15 protein-coding genes are annotated in these 15,474 nt (G+C 73.7%); 9 read left to right on the forward strand and 6 right to left on the reverse strand.

What is annotated here, in order from left to right:
• Positions 1-94 precede the first annotated feature (94 nt).
• Together dnaN and dnaA are read right to left on the reverse strand one after the other, a co-directional pair.
• Entirely contained in the window at positions 95-1,327 is a 1,233-nt protein-coding gene (gene dnaN / locus QRT03_RS02690; RefSeq protein ID WP_286050906.1) for a DNA polymerase III subunit beta, read from the reverse strand.
• A 953-nt stretch (positions 1,328-2,280) separates the two neighbouring features.
• Positions 2,281-3,960: a chromosomal replication initiator protein DnaA gene (gene dnaA, locus QRT03_RS02695; protein WP_286050907.1), complete on the reverse strand. Its 1,680-nt coding sequence runs from the start codon at positions 3,958-3,960 to the stop codon at positions 2,281-2,283.
• Between the two features lie 503 nt (positions 3,961-4,463).
• Here dnaA and rpmH point away from each other — a divergent pair.
• The 8 genes from rpmH (at position 4,464) to QRT03_RS02735 (ending at position 10,198) form a co-directional block, all read left to right on the forward strand.
• Positions 4,464-4,607, forward strand: coding sequence for a 50S ribosomal protein L34 (gene rpmH, locus QRT03_RS02700; protein ID WP_230750295.1), 144 nt, complete (start codon positions 4,464-4,466; stop codon positions 4,605-4,607).
• A gap of 25 nt (positions 4,608-4,632) precedes the next feature.
• Positions 4,633-5,013: a ribonuclease P protein component gene (rnpA, locus tag QRT03_RS02705; RefSeq protein ID WP_286050908.1), complete on the forward strand. Its 381-nt coding sequence runs from the start codon at positions 4,633-4,635 to the stop codon at positions 5,011-5,013.
• 192 nt (positions 5,014-5,205) lie between these two features.
• Entirely contained in the window at positions 5,206-5,496 is a 291-nt protein-coding gene (gene yidD, locus QRT03_RS02710; protein ID WP_345783237.1) for a membrane protein insertion efficiency factor YidD, read from the forward strand.
• On the forward strand, positions 5,490-6,593 hold the full coding sequence (gene yidC / locus QRT03_RS02715) for a membrane protein insertase YidC (protein WP_286050910.1): 1,104 nt from the start codon (positions 5,490-5,492) through the stop codon (positions 6,591-6,593). The genes yidD and yidC overlap by 7 nt, the downstream gene beginning before the upstream one ends.
• A gap of 141 nt (positions 6,594-6,734) precedes the next feature.
• Positions 6,735-7,319 carry a Jag family protein gene (locus QRT03_RS02720; RefSeq protein WP_286050911.1) on the forward strand — a complete coding sequence of 195 codons (585 nt, stop codon included), beginning with the start codon at positions 6,735-6,737 and terminating at the stop codon, positions 7,317-7,319.
• Positions 7,320-7,365: 46 nt separating this feature from the next.
• A complete protein-coding gene (rsmG, locus tag QRT03_RS02725; protein WP_286050913.1) occupies positions 7,366-8,109 on the forward strand; it encodes a 16S rRNA (guanine(527)-N(7))-methyltransferase RsmG in 744 nt (247 codons plus the stop codon).
• Positions 8,110-8,258: 149 nt separating this feature from the next.
• Positions 8,259-9,155 (forward strand): ParA family protein, encoded by an 897-nt coding sequence (locus QRT03_RS02730; RefSeq protein ID WP_286052036.1) that lies wholly within the window; start codon positions 8,259-8,261, stop codon positions 9,153-9,155.
• Entirely contained in the window at positions 9,152-10,198 is a 1,047-nt protein-coding gene (locus QRT03_RS02735; protein WP_286050914.1) for a ParB/RepB/Spo0J family partition protein, read from the forward strand. The genes QRT03_RS02730 and QRT03_RS02735 overlap by 4 nt, the downstream gene beginning before the upstream one ends.
• 53 nt (positions 10,199-10,251) lie before the next feature.
• On the opposite strand, the gene QRT03_RS02740 is transcribed toward QRT03_RS02735, so the two are convergent.
• Together QRT03_RS02740 and QRT03_RS02745 are read right to left on the reverse strand one after the other, a co-directional pair.
• Entirely contained in the window at positions 10,252-11,250 is a 999-nt protein-coding gene (locus QRT03_RS02740; RefSeq protein ID WP_286050915.1) for a D-alanine--D-alanine ligase family protein, read from the reverse strand.
• A gap of 44 nt (positions 11,251-11,294) precedes the next feature.
• Entirely contained in the window at positions 11,295-12,692 is a 1,398-nt protein-coding gene (locus QRT03_RS02745; RefSeq protein ID WP_286050916.1) for an aminotransferase-like domain-containing protein, read from the reverse strand.
• 252 nt (positions 12,693-12,944) lie between these two features.
• On the opposite strand from QRT03_RS02745, the gene QRT03_RS02750 reads away from it, so the two are divergent.
• Positions 12,945-13,619, forward strand: a complete 675-nt coding sequence (locus QRT03_RS02750; RefSeq protein WP_286050917.1) for a GNAT family N-acetyltransferase — start codon at positions 12,945-12,947, stop codon at positions 13,617-13,619.
• 83 nt (positions 13,620-13,702) lie between these two features.
• On the opposite strand, the gene QRT03_RS02755 is transcribed toward QRT03_RS02750, so the two are convergent.
• The gene (locus tag QRT03_RS02755) at positions 13,703-14,863 is read right to left on the reverse strand and encodes an N-acetylmuramoyl-L-alanine amidase (RefSeq protein WP_286050919.1); all 1,161 of its coding nucleotides are present in this window, start codon (positions 14,861-14,863) and stop codon (positions 13,703-13,705) included.
• A gap of 274 nt (positions 14,864-15,137) precedes the next feature.
• Positions 15,138-15,464 carry a thioredoxin gene (trxA, locus tag QRT03_RS02760; protein ID WP_285594427.1) on the reverse strand — a complete coding sequence of 109 codons (327 nt, stop codon included), beginning with the start codon at positions 15,462-15,464 and terminating at the stop codon, positions 15,138-15,140.
• Positions 15,465-15,474 lie beyond the last annotated feature (10 nt).

Raw genomic sequence — 15,474 nt, forward strand, 5'->3', positions numbered from 1 at the left:
ACTCGTCGACGGGTCGGGCGGCGCCGCCCGACAACCGGTTCGTTCGCGATCGTCGTACCCCTGATCGATCCCCGTGTCCCGGGGACGGCGGGAATCAGCCCGGCAGGCGCACCGGCATCAGCAGGTACAGGTACCCCGGGCGGGGTTCGGGCAACTCGACGTCGCCACCGGGGCCGGGCTCGACCGCCGTGGTCGAGGCCTCGTCCGCGGCGACCTCCCCGGCGGCGGCCGCGTCGCTCTCCCCGGGTGCGCTCGCGGGCCGCAGCAGCGCCGGCCGGCTGGGCGTGGTGAACGAGAGGTGGGCGTACTCCGAGCCGAGGGCGCCGAGACCGTCGAGGAGGTAGCCCGGGTTGAACGCGATCGTCAGCGGCTCGCCGGCGAACGAGCAGGGCAGCTGCTCCTCGGCGCTCCCCTCGTCGTCACCCCCGGCGGTGAGGCGCAGCGAGCCCTCGTCGAACTCCAGCCGCACCTGCGTGCCCCGCTCGGCGACCAGCGAGACGCGCTTGATGGCGTCGACGAGCGGCGCGACCTCGAGCACGGCGGCCGAGGTGTGCTCCTTGGGGAGCAGCTGGCGGTAGCGGGGGAACTCCGCGTCGAGCAGGCGGGTGGTGGACCGGCGCCCGGCCCCCGACAGGCCGAGCAGCCCGTCACCCCGCCCGAGCGCGAGCTCGATCGTGCCGCCGGCCGACGTCAGGGTCTTCGCCGCCTCGGAGAGCGTCTTGGCCGGGGCCAGGATCGCCGTGGGCTCGCCGTCGGCGGCCGCGGCGTCGGCACCGGGCTCCCAGGTGAACTCCCGCACCGCGAGGCGGAACCGGTCGGTCGCCGCCATCGTCAGCGAGGAGCCGTCGATCTCGACCCGGATGCCGGTGAGCATCGGCAGCGTGTCGTCCCGGCCGGCGGCCACCGCCACCTGGGAGACGGCCCGCGCGAAGACCTCCGGGGCGAGCTCGCCGACCACCGGCGGCATCTCGGGCAGCTGGGGGTAGTCCTCGGCCGACATGGTCGGGAGGCTGAACCGAGCGTTGCCGCACGTGAGCGAGGCGCGCGGACCGTCGACGGTCAGGTCGACCGGGTGCGGCGGCAGGGACCGGGTGATGTCGGCGAGCAGGCGCCCGGAGACCAGCGCGCGGCCGCCGTCCCCGATCATCGCCGGCACCTCGACGCGCGCCGAGACCTCGTAGTCGAACCCGGAGACGGTGAGCGTCCCGTCGTCGGAGGCGTCCAGCAGGACGCCGCCGAGGACCGGCACGGGCGCGCGGCTGGGCAGGCTGCGCGCGACGAAGGCCACCGCGTCGGCGAAGGCGTCGCGCTCCACGCGGAACTTCATCGGTGCTCTCCTGACGTCGTGGCGGGCGTGCGGCGACCCCGGATCCGGGCAGGTCGTCACGGTAGAGCCTGCCAGGGGGGTACGACACTCCGGCCCTGTGCAGCCTCGCGGCGTCCGTTCCTCCCCAGGCCCTGTTTCTCTGTAGTTCTCCTAGAGAGGAAGAACAGCAGTGACAGTAGGTCCTGTGGGCGCTGTGGAGCACCGTCGTCGCCGCAGGTCGGGCGGCCCGACCCGGTGTGGAGCGAGGACCTCCGTCCACCCCCCGATCCGGGGACGGATCGGCGTGTCAGGTGGACGGAGGCCGGGCACCCCCTCCCGCTCGGACCTCCGTCCACCCGTTCTCCACGGCTGTCCACAGACTTGTCCCCAGCTGTGGGTCGATCGGGAGTCGAACGATCGCGGTGTGCTACCGGGGCACGATGGACGGCACGCGTGGCGCGGGCGCCGGACGAGCGGTGACGCCGGTCGAGGGTGACCCTTCATCCCTCCCGCGTCGGATGTCCGGATCATCCTCACTCCGGGTACCGGAGCCGGCTCCTCAGCGTGTCCGCCGGCCGTTCGTCGACCACGGAGCGGCCGCGGTGGCGATGGTGCGGTGAGGGCCGACTCCTGGCTCCCGTGCCGGACCGGGCTCCCTAGCCGGGCCCTGTCGGGGGTTCTCGACGGTGGATGAGCGCCTTGTCGCGGGGATTCCCGGCGACAAGGTGCCGGCAGACGTGCGGAAACCCGCGACAGGGCGGACCGGGCGGAATCTCCGGGTGCGAGTGCGACACCACGCAGGTTCCGAGGCGCCAGGACCTGCGTCATGGCGCACTCGGCACCGGGCCGAGGAGGTCGGCGACCGACGAGCGAGGGCGACACCACGCACGCTCGAGCGCCGCGGGACCTGCGCCACGTCGCACTCGGTACCGGCTCGCCTCCGCGGGCCGGCCCGGGCCGCCGTCGGGAAGAGCTCAGCTCCGGGCGCGCTGCTTGATCCGCGCGGTGAGCTCCTGGACCTGCTCGTAGGTCCGGCGCCGCTCCGCCATCTCCTTACGGATCTTCTTGTCGGCGTGCATGACCGTCGTGTGGTCACGGTTGCCGAACATCTGCCCGATGCGGGGCAGCGAGAGGTCGGTGAGCTCGCGGCAGAGGTACATCGCGATCTGGCGGGCCAGGGCGAGGGCCTTCGTCTTCCCGGGCCCGGTGAGGTCGTCGATGGAGACCCCGTAGAACTCGGCCGTCACCGCCATGATCGTCGGCGCGGTGATCTCGGACTGCCGGGAGTCCGGGATGAGGTCGCGTAGCACGATCTCGGCGAGCTGCAGGTCGATCGGCTGCCGGTTGAGCGAGGCGAAGGCGGTGACCCGGATCAGCGCGCCCTCGAGCTCGCGGATGTTGCGCTCGATGCGATCGGCGATGAACTCGAGGACCTCGGGCGGCGCGGCCATCCGTTCGCCGGCCGCCTTCTTGCGCAGGATCGCGATCCGCGTCTCGAGCTCAGGCGGCTGGATGTCGGTGATCAGACCCCACTCGAAGCGGGTGCGCAGCCGGTCCTCCAGGGTCTCCAGCCGCTTCGGCGGCCGGTCCGAGGACACGACGATCTGCTTGTTCGCGTTGTGGAGGGTGTTGAAGGTGTGGAAGAACTCCTCCTGGGTCCCCTCCTTGCCCTCGAGGAACTGAATGTCGTCCACGAGGAGCACGTCGACGTCGCGGTAGCGGCGCTGGAAGGCCACCTTGCGGTCGTCGCGCAGGGAGTTGATGAAGTCGTTCGTGAACTCCTCGGTCGACACGTACCGCACCCGCATGCCGGAGAAGAGGCGCTGGGCGTAGTGGCCGACGGCGTGCAGCAGGTGGGTCTTGCCGAGCCCGGAGTCGCCCCAGACGAACAGCGGGTTGTAGGCCCGCGCGGGGGCCTCGGCGACCGCGACCGCCGCGGCGTGGGCGAACCGGTTCGAGGCGCCGATGACGAAGGTGTCGAAGAGGTACTTCTCGTTCAGCTTGGTCTGCGAGCGGGGAGCACCGCGGGCGCCGTCGCCGGCGGGCTCGGGCTCGGTGCGCCCCGACGACGAGGAGCGTCCGGGCGGGCTCCAGATCTCGTGGACGGCGGCGAGGCCGTCACGGACCTCGTCGACCTCCTCCTCCGGGTGCGACCGGTCCGGGTTGTGCGTCACCCGACCCACGCCGGCGGCCGCGGCGATCGCGTCCGCGCGGTGCGACCGCTCGCTCCCCGTCAGGTAACCGGTGTCCGGGCCGCCGTCGTCCTCGACGGTCCCGCGGGCACCCCGGGCGTAGCCGTGGCCGTCGAACTCGCCGCCGGAGAGCCGCGGCAGCGGCGAGGTCTCGGGGCCGACGACGGCGCCGTCCCCACCGCGGCCGCTGTGGTCGACGCGGACCGCGAGCTGGACGGGGCGGCCGATCTGACGGGAGAGGGCGTCGACGATGGGATCGCGCAGGGCCCGCTCGATGGCCTCCTTGGCGAACTCGCTCGGCGCCGCGAGCAGGGCGGTGTCGTCGAGCAGACCCAGCGGGCGCGTCACGCGGATCCAGGCGCGCTGCTGGGCGGAGAGCGAGGCGCCGTCGGTGCGCGGACCGGCGAGCTCGGCGACGACGCGGGCCCAGGTCTCGTCGAGATCGGAGAGCTGGTCCGTCATCGGTGAGCCTCTCCGTCCCCCGGCACTCGTCCCCGGGCGCGCGCGTCCACAGGCTTGTCCACAACTGTGCACGACGATCCGCCGTCGACGGCACGGGCCCCCGCCTCCGAGGTCCGTACCTTGCCCCTGCGCACGCTGCGACGCGTGCCCGCCCCCACCGCTTCGTCCCCCGCGGCCCGGATGTGGCGCCGGCGTCCGATCCCTCGGCGGCGCCCGGTCGTGGCGGGGTGCAGGACGCTAACAAGGCCGCGTCCCCACCCACAACCTCCCTGACGGCCGTGAGGTCCACCGGTCACGGAGGGCGTGCGGTGTCGATGATCGCGCAGGCCGCGGTGTCCGGCCGCGGCGGGGCCGGTTCCGGGTGTCGACGGGGGCCTGGGCTACTCTGGTCGAGACCAGATCCGGGTCCGTCGTCCCAGGCACGCGCCTGGGCGCGTCGACGTGCCCCGGGTGACCCGCGCTCTCCCACGATCCGGGGTGAGCCGACGCAGGAGTTCTCAGTCGTGGCCAAGGGCAAGCGCACGTTCCAGCCGAACAACCGTCGTCGGTCGAAGACCCACGGCTTCCGGCTGCGCATGTCGACGCGCGCCGGCCGTGCGGTGCTGGCGAACCGCCGCCGCAAGGGCCGCGCCGCGCTGTCCGCCTGACCCGTCGCGGGTCGAGAGCGCGCACGTGCTGCCCCGGGCGCACCGGGTCCGACGGCCGGACGACTTCCGGCTCGTGCTGCGCCGTGGGCGCAAGGCGGGCCGGCGTCGGTTGTCGGTCCACGCGCTGACCTCCGCGGACGGTGCCGGACCGCCCCGCGCGGGCTTCGTGGTCGGGCGGACCGTCGGCAACTCGGTCGAGCGGCACCGGGTGACCCGCCGCCTGCGACACGTGGCGGCAGAGCGTCTCGGCCGGCTGCCGTCGGGGACCGCGCTGGTCGTCCGAGCCCATCCGGCTGCGGCGGGTGCGACGTCGGCCGAGCTCGCGGAGGACCTCGACGGCGCCCTGCGACGGCTGGGGCTCGCGCCCCGGCTGCACGTGGTCGGGTCGGACCGGGCCGACGGCTGATGCGGGTCCGGACGAGGGGTGGCGAGGTACGACCGGGTGCCGGTTCCTCGCCCACGACGGACGTCGCGGGCACCATGGAGCCCGACCACACGGTGTGCCACCGGTGAGGGGGACGACGTGACGCAGGCCCGGACGCAAGCCGACGTCGGCGCGCCCGGGTACTCCCGGCGCCCCGGACCGGCGGCCCGGCTCGTGATCGCGCTCCTCGGCGTCTACCGGCGCTGGATCTCACCGATGTTCCCGCCGCACTGCCGGTTCCAGCCGAGCTGCAGCGCCTACGCCGTCGAGGCGGTCCGCGTGCACGGTGTCCTGCTGGGCAGTGATCTCGCGGTGGTGCGCCTTCTCAAGTGCGCGCCCTGGCACCCTGGTGGCCCGGACCCCGTTCCCCCACGCCGTCGTCGCCGACCGGCGACACCCGACACCGGTCGCACCGCCCCCCGGGGAGCCGGAGCCCCCACCAGCGAGGAGCAAGCGTCGTGCTGAACTTCATCTACTACCCGGTCTCGGGCATCCTGTGGTTCTGGCACAAGGTGTTCGGCTTCCTCTTCGGCGCCGACAACGGCTTCGCCTGGGCGCTGGCGGTCATCTTCCTGGTCTTCACCCTGCGCGCGCTGTTGTTCAAGCCGTTCGTCAGCCAGGTCCGCTCGATGCGGAAGATGCAGGAGTTCCAGCCGCAGATCAAGAAGCTGCAGGAGAAGTACAAGAACGACCGCCAGAAGCTCGCGGAGGAGATGCAGAAGCTCCAGAAGGAGCACGGCGTCAACCCGCTGGGCGGCTGCCTGCCGGTCCTGGTGCAGGTCCCGGTCTTCATCGGTCTGTTCCACGTGCTGCGCGGCTTCCGGCTGGACTACGCCTACAACTACGTCTTCAGCTACGCCGACATCCAGTCGTTCGACAACGCGACGATCTTCGGGGCGAAGCTCTCCGACGCGATCAGCGGGAACCTGCAGGCGGTCGGCTCCTTCTCGCTGAACTTCAGCGACTTCAACGCCCACGTCATCCCGGTCGCCCTGCCGCTGATGATCGTCGCGAGCGTCGCGACCCACTTCACCGCCCGCGTCTCGGCCGCCCACCAGTCGCCGGCCGCCGCCGCGAACCCGCAGGCGGCGATCATGCAGAAGCTGACGATGTGGCTGTTCCCGCTCGGTGTCCTGGTCTTCGGTGTCTTCTTCCCGATCGCGATCCTGCTGTACTGGCTCTCGAACAACTCCTGGACGCTGACCCAGCAGTACCTGGTCTACGGGAAGATCGCGCGCGAGGAGGAGGAGCAGCGCGCCCAGGCCGCGGCCCAGCGTGACCTCCTCGCCCCGAAGCCCGGCCAGAAGCCGAAGCGGGTGACCGCGTCCGGCAACGGATCCGAGCCCGCCGACGAGCCGCAGGACGAGGCGACCGTCGAGGCCGCGCCGAGCAAGCCGCGCCCCGGGGCACGTCCGACGACCGGGAAGAGCAGCGGCCGTGCCGCCCCGGGCAAGGTGAACTCCCCGGCGGGCAAGAGCGGCGGAGGCTCGTCGAAGAACGGGCGGGGGTCGGGCCAGCTGGCCTCGTCCCGCCCGGGCAAGAAGTCCAAGAAGCGCCGCTGACCCGTTCGACCCCGCGGTCCGGTCACCCCGGACGGGGTCGGGACCGATCGACCAACACCCGCAGGCCGTGCCTCGCCCCGTGAGGATCGGCCGGAGGGACCGGAGGGCCGCAGCGCGCGGCCCGGCGAGAGGAGACAAGCCGTGTCCGAGACCCTGGAGTCGGACGGCAAGGCCGAGGGCCGCAGCGCCGACACTTCCGAGAGCGCCGACACCGGCGACACCGCCGGGGCCGCCTCGGGCGGCGAGGGCGAGACGTCGACGCAGGACGTCCTCGTGCGCGAGGGCGACATCGCGGGCGACTACCTCGAGCGGCTGCTGGACATCCTCGACTTCGACGGCGACATCGACCTCGACGTCGAGGCCGGACGGGCGATCGTGAGCATCGACGGGGGCAAGGACCTCGAGAAGCTCGTCGGCCAGCGGGGTGACGTGCTGGAGGCGCTGCAGGAGCTGACCCGGCTCGCGGTGCAGCAGTCCACCGGCACGCGCAACCGGCTGATGCTCGACATCGCGGGCTGGCGGTCGCACCGCCGCTCGGAGCTGACCGACCTCGGCCGCCGGACCGCCGAGGAGGTGCGCGACTCGGGCGAGAGCCAGAAGCTGCGGCCGATGACGCCGTTCGAGCGCAAGATCGTCCACGACGCCGTGGCGGCCGTCGACGGCGTCCACAGCGAGAGCGAGGGCGAGGAGCCCCGTCGTCGCGTGGTCGTCCTGCCCGGGCGGTGACCGCCGGCGGGGCGCGTGCTGTTCCACGTGGAACAGGCGGTCGCTCGTGACCCTCGGGGAGCAGGACCGGCTGGACGGACCCTCGTCCCCCACGCCGGAGGCGGTGGAGCTCTTCGGTGACGCCCTCCCCCGGGCCCAGCGCTACGCGGAGCTGCTGGCGGGTCCCGGCATGGAGCAGGGAGTCATCGGGCCGCGCGAACTGCCTCGCCTCTGGAACCGGCACCTGGTGAACTCGGCGTGGGTCGGGCAGGTGATCCCGGAGGACAGCACGGTCGTCGACGTCGGGTCCGGCGCCGGGCTCCCCGGGATCCCGCTCGCGCTCGCGCGCCCGGATTTGCGCATCACGCTCCTCGAACCGATGGCCCGCCGGGTCGCGTGGCTGGAGGAGGTCGCGGCAGCGCTCGAGCTGGACGTCACCGTCGTGCGCGGCCGCGCGGAGGAGCGCGAGACCCGACGCGCGGTGGGCGAGGCGGACGTCGTCACGGCCCGGGCCGTGGCGCCGATGGGGCGACTCGCGGCCTGGACGCTCCCCCTCGTCCGCCCGGGTGGGAGACTGGCTGCGCTGAAGGGCGCCAGTGCACAGGACGAGGTGCGCCGGGACGCCGTCGAGCTCCGTGCTGCGGGCGGTGGTGACGTCGAGGTCGTCACGCGCGGCGCGGGAGACGCACTCACGCACATCGTGGTGGTACATCGAACGGAGCGGCGGACCCGGAACGACAGGAACGACTCCGTCGGCTCGGGTCCCCCCGGTCAGCGCCGCAGCCGTGGCAGGAAGGATCGATCCTCGTGACCGAAGGACAGGCCGTTCCACGTGAAACACGGCCCCGGCCGGACCGGGCGAGTGCCGAGAAGGTCCGGGAGGCCGTGAGCGAGGCGGTGTCCGCGGTGGGCGCCGGCGTACTCGGGGCGGGTGAGGTCCTGCACGGCGACGGCGGCGGCATGACGCCGATCGCCGAGGAGGCGGCCCGCGCGGCGCGCGTGCTGCACCCCGAGGACCACCGGATGCCGCGCCCGACCCGGCGGCGGGTCATCACCGTGGCCAACCAGAAGGGCGGCGTCGGCAAGACGACGAGCACCGTCAACCTGGCGGCCGCGCTGGCGCTCCACGGCGCCCGGGTCCTCGTCGTCGACCTCGACCCGCAGGGCAACGCCAGCACCGCGCTGGGGGTCGACCACCGCAGCGGCGTCCCCTCGATCTACGAGGTGCTCATCGGGGAGCTCACGCTCGACCAGGCCGCCCAGCAGTGCGACCGGTCGGCCGACCTGCTCTGCGTCCCCGCGACGATCGACCTCGCCGGCGCCGAGATCGAGCTGGTCTCGATGATGAACCGCGAGTCGCGGCTGCGGCAGGCGCTCTCCACGGAGGCGCTCGACGCGCTCGACGTGGACTACGTCCTCGTCGACTGCCCGCCGTCGCTGGGCCTGCTCACGCTGAACGCGATGGTCGCGGCGCCCGAGGTGCTCATCCCGATCCAGTGCGAGTACTACGCGCTGGAGGGTCTGAGCCAGCTGCTCAACAACATCGGTCTCGTGCAGTCGCACCTCAACCCGAGCCTGCACGTCTCGACGATCCTGCTGACGATGTACGACGGCCGCACGAAGCTCGCCGACCAGGTGACCCACGAGGTCCGCAACCACTTCGGCGACCTCGTCCTGCGCACCGTCATCCCCCGCAGCGTCAAGGTCAGCGAGGCGCCGGGCTTCGGGCAGACCGTCCTGACCTACGACCCGGGGTCCCGCGGCGCGATGAGCTATCTCGACGCCGCCCGCGAGTTCGCGATGCGGGCCGCGGTCGCCGATCAGCGGGCCGGCGCAGCGGCGGGAGAGCGGGCATGACCGAGCGTCGGGGCGGCCTGGGCCGCGGACTCGCCGCCCTCATCCCGACCGGCCCTCCGGAGCCGGGCGGTGACGCGCGGCCGGGCGTGGGCACGCGCGCCGCTGACGTCGTCATCGGCCAGCGCACCCGCCCGGACCTCCCGCCCGCGCCGGAGCCGGCGCCCCCCGTGGATGAGGGCGGCACCGTCGCCGGCGCCGTCTACCGCGAGGTCCGGGTCGACGGGATCCGGGCCAACCCGCGCCAGCCACGGACCGTCTTCGACGAGGAGGCCCTCGCCGAGCTCGAGCACTCCGTCCGGGAGTTCGGGCTCCTGCAGCCGATCGTCGTCCGCGAGCTCGACACGCCGGTGTCCGGTGAGGCCGGCGTCGAGCTCACCCACGAGCTCGTCATGGGCGAGCGCCGCTGGCGGGCCGCGCAGCGGGCGGGGCTCACGCACATCCCCGCCATCGTGCGGAAGACCTCCGACGACGACCTGCTCCGCGACGCGTTGCTGGAGAACATCCACCGCGTCCAGCTCAACCCGCTCGAGGAGGCGGCCGCCTACCAGCAGCTGCTGACCGAGTTCGACGTGACGCACGAGCAGCTCGCCGACCGCATCGGCCGCAGTCGCCCCGCCATCACGAACACCATCCGTCTGCTGCGGCTGCCCGTGGCCGTACAGCGCCGGGTCGCGGCCGGTGTGCTGTCCGCCGGCCACGCCCGCGCCCTGCTCGGGATGGAGGACGCCGGCGCCCAGGAGGAGCTGGCGGCCCGGATCGTCGCCGAGGGGATGTCGGTGCGCGCGGCCGAGGAGGCGGTGACGCTCGCCCGGGGCGACGAGCCGACCGCGGCCCGCCGTCGCGCCCCCGCGCGCAAGCTGCACGCTCCGGGGCTGCAGGACCTCGCCGAGCGGCTGTCGGACGCGTACGACACCCGGGTCAAGGTCGAGCTGGGTCAGCGCAAGGGCCGGATCGTCGTCGAGTTCGGCTCGGTCGACGATCTGGAGCGCATCGCCGCGCTGATGGACCAGAAGGGCTTCCCGGGCTCCCCACCTTCGGGATGACCGCCGGGGTGCTCAGCGACGATCTGAGGGCGCCCTGAGATCGTCTGTACGGATCAGCGTGGCGTCGGGACGTCGGCCCCGCGAGTGACCGCGCGCGCCACGAGGAGCCCGAACACCTCGCCGAGGTCCCGGCCCGCGGCCTCGATGGCGCGCGGCAGCAACGACGTCTCGGTCAGCCCCGGGGACACGTTGACCTCGAGGACCCACACCCGACCCTCCCCGTCGACGATCGCGTCGGTGCGGGAGAGGTCCCGGAGCCCGAGGGCCCGGTGCGCGGCGACGGCGGTCGCCGCCACCCGCTGCGCCACCGCGTCGTCGAGCCGGGCCGGGCAGTGGAAGCGGGTCAGGCCGGCGGTGTAGCGGGCGGTGTAGTCGTACACCCCGCTCTCCGGGGCCACCTCGACCGCGGGCAGCGCGACCGGCCCGTCGTCGCCCTCGACGACCGACACCGCGAGCTCCACCCCCTCGACGAAGCGCTCGACGAGCACCGTCTCGGAGTAGGCCAGCGCGCCCACCATCGCCGAGGGCAGCTCCGCCGCGTCCCGGACGACCTGCGCCCCGAGCGCGGATCCGCCCTGGTCGGGCTTGAGCATGAGCGGCAGCCCGAGTCGTGCCACGAGCGCGTCCAGCACCGCGGCGGCCCCGAGCTCCCGGAACGTCGTGTGCGGGAGCGCGACCCACTCCGGTGTGTCGATCCCGGCGCGGACCAGCTCGGCCTTCGCGCTCGGTTTGTCGTGGGCGCGCCGGCAGGCCCGGCCCTGGGTGCCGACGAACGGCACGCCCATCAGCTCCAGCACGCTCTGCACGGCGCCGTTCTCCCCCTCGCCGCCGTGCAGGGCGACGACGACCGCGTCCGGGCGCGTCGCCCGCAGCCGGCCGAGCAGGGCGGCGTCGGTGTCCCACTCGTCGACCGTCGCGCCCGCGTCGCGCAGCTCGGCCGCGATCCGCCGACCGGAGCGCAGCGACACGTCCCGCTCGTGCGAGAGGCCCCCGGCCAGGACGGCGACCGTCCACTCGGAGGTCGGGACGGGCGGGGCGGCTGGCGTGGACACGCGTGGACCCTAACCAGCCCGCCCCGACCCGCCGTCGGGACGCCTCAGGCGGTGTCGACCGCCGGCGCCTGCGGTCCGGGGCCTCCCGACGACGGGCGTGCGCCGCTCCCGGACAGGCCGAAGGTGCGCAGCACCTCCAGCTCGCCGTCGAGCACCCCCGCCAGGCGACGGACGCCCTCGGTGATGCGTTCCGGCGGCGGGTAGCAGAACGACAGCCGCATGTGCCGGGCTCCCGAGCCGTCGGCGTGGAAGCCCGTCCCGGACGCGTACGCGACGCGTGCGGTGATCGCCCGCGGCAGCATCGCGCGGGTGTCCACGCCCTCGGGCACGGTCGCCCAGACGAAGAAGCCCCCGCGGGGCCGGGTCCACCGGCAGCCGTCGGGCAGGTGGACCTCGAGGGCCGCGAGCATGGCGTCGCAGCGCTCGCGGTACATCTCGCGGAAGGACTTCACCAGGCTCCGCCAGTCGTGCGTGGCGAGGTAGCGGGAGACCACGAGCTGGGTGAACGCCGGCGGGCACAGCGTGGCCGACTCGGCGGCCAGGACGAGCTTGTCCCGGATGCCGTGCGGCGCGAGCGCCCAGCCCACCCGCAGGCCGGAGGCGAAGATCTTGGAGAACGAGCCGAGGTAGACCACGTTCTCCGGGTCGAGCGAGCGCAGCGACGGGTAGGTCTGGCCGTCGAAGCCGAGCAGGCCGTACGGGTTGTCCTCGACGACCAGCACCCCGTGGCGGCGGCACAGCTCGACGATCTCGGGCCGGCGGTCGGCGGACAGCGAGACGCCGACCGGGTTGTGGAAGTTCGGCACCGTGTAGAGGAACTTCGCCCGCCGGCCCTCCCGGGCCAGCCGCGCGAGGGCCTCCTCCAGCGCCGCGGGCACGAGGCCGTCGTCGTCCATGGCGACGTGGCGGACCTCGGCCTGGTAGGCGGCGAACGAGCCCAGCGCGCCGACGTAGGACGGCGACTCGGCGAGTACGACGTCCCCGGGGTCCACGAACAGGCGGGTCAGCATGTCCAACGCGGACTGCGAGCCCACGGTGACGACGACGTCGTCGGGGTGGAAGCCGCCGGTGGCCGACGTCGAGCCGGCCTCGAACGCCATGACCTCCCCGATCTGCTCGCGCAGCACCGGGACGCCCTGGGCGGAGCCGTACTGCAGCGCCCCCTGGCCCTCGGCGGCGATGAGCCCGGCGACCTCGACGGCCAGCGAGTCCAGCGGCAGCGCGGCCAGGTTCGGCATCCCGCCGGCCAGGGAGACCACCTCGGGGCGGCTGGCCACGGCGAACAGGGCCCGGATCTCCGAGGCCGTCATCCCGGCCGTGCGGGCCGCGTAGCGGTGGGAGTGGGGGTCGCCGGTGGAGCCGCCCGCCGCCGCGTCCGCTGCCGCCGCCGCGCCGGCCCCGTGGGGGGCGTCGTTCCGGGGGGCGGGGGGCGTCGGCGTCATCAGCGACTCTCCGTGATCATCTTCACGACAGGATCGTCGCGACTCTACGCGGCCGTGGCCCGCGTCCCGGCGCGAGCGTCGTCACGCCGCGCACCGCCGACCGCCCGGCGCCCACGACCCGCAGCCGATCACCCGACCCGGTCCGCCCGTATTGTCGAGGGCGGCGCGGGAGAGTACGCATGCCAGGGCCGGTCCGGTGGCGGGGTTCGACCCGCCCGACCGGGGTCGGGGTGGAGGCAGACGGGAGTGTCGGTGTCGCGAGAGTGTGTCGGGATCACCCTCGACAACATCGAGGAACTGCCCAAGGGCTGCCGTCGATGCGTCTACTGGGAGCTCCCCCCGCACCTGGGCAGCCAGGCCGAGGAGTTCGGCACCCTCGAGCTGGAGAAGGAGGCCTGGGTCTCGGGCGTCCTGCTCGAGTGGGGCTCCTGCGGCCGGATCGCGCACGTCGACGGTGTCCCGGCCGGCTACGCCTTCTACGCCCCGCCGGCGGCCGTGCCCCGGGCCGCCGCGTTCCCGACCGCACCGGTGGGGGCGGACGCCGTGCTGCTGTGCGGGCTGCACGTGGTCCCGGACTTCGCCGAGGTCGGCATCGGCCGGCTCCTCGTGCAGGACGTCGTCCGTGACCTCTCCCGCCGCGGCGTCAAGGCCCTGGAGGCGTTCGGCGACGCGGCCGACCGCCCGCGGGCCGAGGCGCACGGCCGCACGCCCGAGGACAGCCCGACCTGCGTGCTGCCCGCCGCCTTCCTGCGAGCCGTCGGGTTCAAGACCGTCGCCCCGCACCACCGCTGGCCGCGGCTGCGCCTGGAGATGCGCACCGGGTTCTCCTGGAAGGAGGACGTCGAGGCCGCGATCGCCCAGCTCCTCGGCTCGGTGACGGTGACGACGGCGCCGGCGGCTCCCGTGGGGGCCCCGGCGCCCCGCTGAGGCGCCCCGGAACGAACGAACGGCACTCTCGCGCACGTCGATGCTGCGAGAGTGCCGTTCGCTGGTCCGGAAGGGGTGCCGGACTACGCGCCGATCGGGCTGCCTTCCTCGCGCTGGAGGATGTCCGAGAAGGTGAACGTCCCGGTGGGCTTGTCGTTCTGCCCGAGCAGGTAGAGCCGCTTGACCGCGACGAGGATCCCCTCGGCGACGACGTCGCGGAACGCCGGGTCGAGCAGGGCCGCACGGTCCCCGGCGTTGGTGAGGTAGCCGAGCTCGATGCGCACGGCCGGCATCCGGGTGAGGCGAAGCAGCTCCCACGGCCGCGGGTGCACGCCGCAGTCGAGCATCCGGGTGCGTGCGAGCAGCTCACGGTGGATGTAGCCCGCGAGGGCCTCGCCGACGGTCGAGGTGGCGCCGGTCCCGGTGCCGAAGTGGAAGGCCGCGAGCCCGTTGGCCGCCGGGCTGGCGTTCGCGTCGACGTGCAGGGAGAGCACGACGTCGGCGCCGGCCGAGTTGGCGAACCCGGCCCGCTCGGCGTCGGTCGGGCAGTCCTGCGGGCCGTGCGAGAGCAGTGCCTCCATGCCGGCCGCGGACATCCGGCCCTCGAGGCGGCGGGCGATGTCGGACACGAGCCCGGCCTCGGTGACCTCGCCGACGGCGACGCCGGGGACGGGGCCGCCGTGGCCGGGGTCGATGACGATCCGCTTGCCGGACAACCGGGGCCCGGCGCGGTGCAGACGTTCCTGCTCGCGCAGCAGGCCGGGACGTCCGCCGGTGACCTTCCGGCCCAGGTAGCCGAGGTGGCGCAGGGTGCGGGGACCGCAGATGCCGTCCGGGGCCATGCCGTAGTCGCGCTGGAAGCTGCGCAGGGCCTGCTCGGTCTGGCGCCCGAAGGCACCGTCGGCCCGCCCGGAGTCGTAGCCCAGCTCGAGCAGGCGCTCCTGCAGGGAGGACACGTCGTCGCCGGTCATCATGCTGGTCGCCTGGAGGCAGAGCATGCGGTCGCCCAGCGACCAGCGGGCGTCCCGCAGGGCACGGTAGGTGGCCGACCCGACCACCCCGTCGGTGATCAGCCCACGGTTCTGCTGGAAGGCGCGGACGGCGTCCTCGAGCGCGGAGTCGAACAGCGCGGCGTCGAACACGGAGTGCGCCGCGTCCGCCGGCTCGAGCAGGCCCAGGCCCTCGAGCGCTGCGCGGACCTCGGCGACCGCCGGACCGGTGTCGCCGCGGCTGAGCAGCTGCATTCGGTTGCTCCCGTCGAAGTCCGATCCCCTGCCGGTGATCCGGCCCGCACCCGGCGGCGCACTGTCGTGCCGTCGGCCGGACCGATTCACTCGGACCTCATTGTGCCCTGTCACCCCGCGCACACCCGGCATCGGGCCCGCGCCGGAGGGTCACGGTTCGGGTTCGCCGTCCCCGGGCGGGTCCCGGGGACGGTCGCGACCGGGGACGGGCCCTCCGACGACGAACGCCGGGCCCGGACGAGGTCCGGACCCGGCGTCGGTGGTGCCGTGTGGCTCAGGCAAGCACGTCGGAGAGGTCGTTGAGCAGCGCGGCCTTCGGCTTCGCGCCCACGATCTGCTTCACCGGCTTGCCGCCCTGGAAGACGATCATCGTCGGGATCGACATGACCTGGTAGTCACGCGCGGTGGCCTGGTTCTGGTCGATGTCCAGCTTGGCCACGGTGATCTTGTCGCCGTGCTCCTGGGCGATCTCCTCGAGCACCGGCGCGACCATCTTGCACGGCCCGCACCAGGTCGCCCAGAAGTCGACGACGACCGGCTTGTCGCTGTTCAGCACCTCGTCCGAGAACGTGGAGTCGGTGACGTTGATCGGGCTGCCCATGGGGGCTCCT

The organism is Actinomycetospora termitidis, from assembly GCF_030286555.1.
Lineage (GTDB): Bacteria > Actinomycetota > Actinomycetes > Mycobacteriales > Pseudonocardiaceae > Actinomycetospora > Actinomycetospora termitidis.